The sequence below is a fragment of the Labrenzia sp. C1B70 genome, from assembly GCF_000475395.1.
Taxonomy (GTDB): Bacteria; Pseudomonadota; Alphaproteobacteria; order Rhizobiales; family Stappiaceae; genus Roseibium; species Roseibium algicola.
This window is the reverse complement of the sequence record NZ_AXCE01000060.1, coordinates 1-850: the sequence shown is the minus strand read 5'-3', so window position 1 is coordinate 850 and position 850 is coordinate 1. Positions and strand designations below refer to the sequence as shown.

1 protein-coding gene is annotated in these 850 nt (G+C 62.5%); it reads left to right on the top strand.

Annotated features, from left to right (window positions below; translation table 11 throughout):
- Positions 1–732, top strand: a 732-nt coding sequence (locus Q666_RS59655) for a TIGR01777 family oxidoreductase (RefSeq protein ID WP_023003002.1), incomplete at its 5' end; no start/stop codon positions are given.
- Between the last annotated feature and the right edge of the window lie 118 nt (positions 733–850).

Here is an 850-nt window from a genome sequence, read left to right as displayed (position 1 = left end):
GGCTTGTGGACGAGCCGCAAACGCGCCCGGATCATCGGCTCCCGTGTTCAGATGACCGAAGCATTGCAGGCACTGGTCGGTCGTCTTGACAACAAACCGGCTTGCCTGATCAACGGCTCCGCCATCGGCTGGTACGGTCTGCGCGGTGATGAAACGCTGACCGAAGACGCAAACTTCGAACCTGCTTTCGTCCACGAAGTCTGCGAGCGCTGGGAACAGGCGGCCCAAAAGCTGGAGCGGGACGGAGTACGTGTCGTGCTCTTGCGGATCGGTCTCGTTCTCGGTGTTGAGGGCGGCATTCTGGCAAAGCTGCTGACGCCGTTTGAATTCGGTGGTGGCGGGGCAATGGGCTCTGGCCGCCAGTGGATGTCCTGGATCGAACGGGACGACTTGGTCCGTATCATTGCCCGCGCGGTGGCAGATGAAACCCTGTCCGGCCCCGTCAACGCCACGGCACCCGTGCCGGTTCGAAATGCGGAATTCACGAGGGCTCTGGCTAAAGCGCTTCACCGCCCCGCATTCTTGCGCCTGCCTGCCTGGTTATTGTCGACGGCGCTCGGCGACATGGGCCGGGAGACGATGCTGGCTGGCCAGCGTGTGGTGCCGGCAAAACTGGTCGCCGCAGGTTTCAGGTTTCGTCACCCGGAACTTGCCCCGATGCTGCAGGTGATCACGGGCGCAAGGGCAGGCGCAGCGCGGGGTGAAGAACAAGAGGCCCGGTCATTGGCTTGAATGGGGCTGAAATGACAAAGTGGTCATGCGCTGCGATCAAAAAGGGGGTGCCGGCAGACGCCGGCTTCCTCAACTCACTCACCCTCTCCATCGTCATCCCGGACGAAGCGCAGCGAAG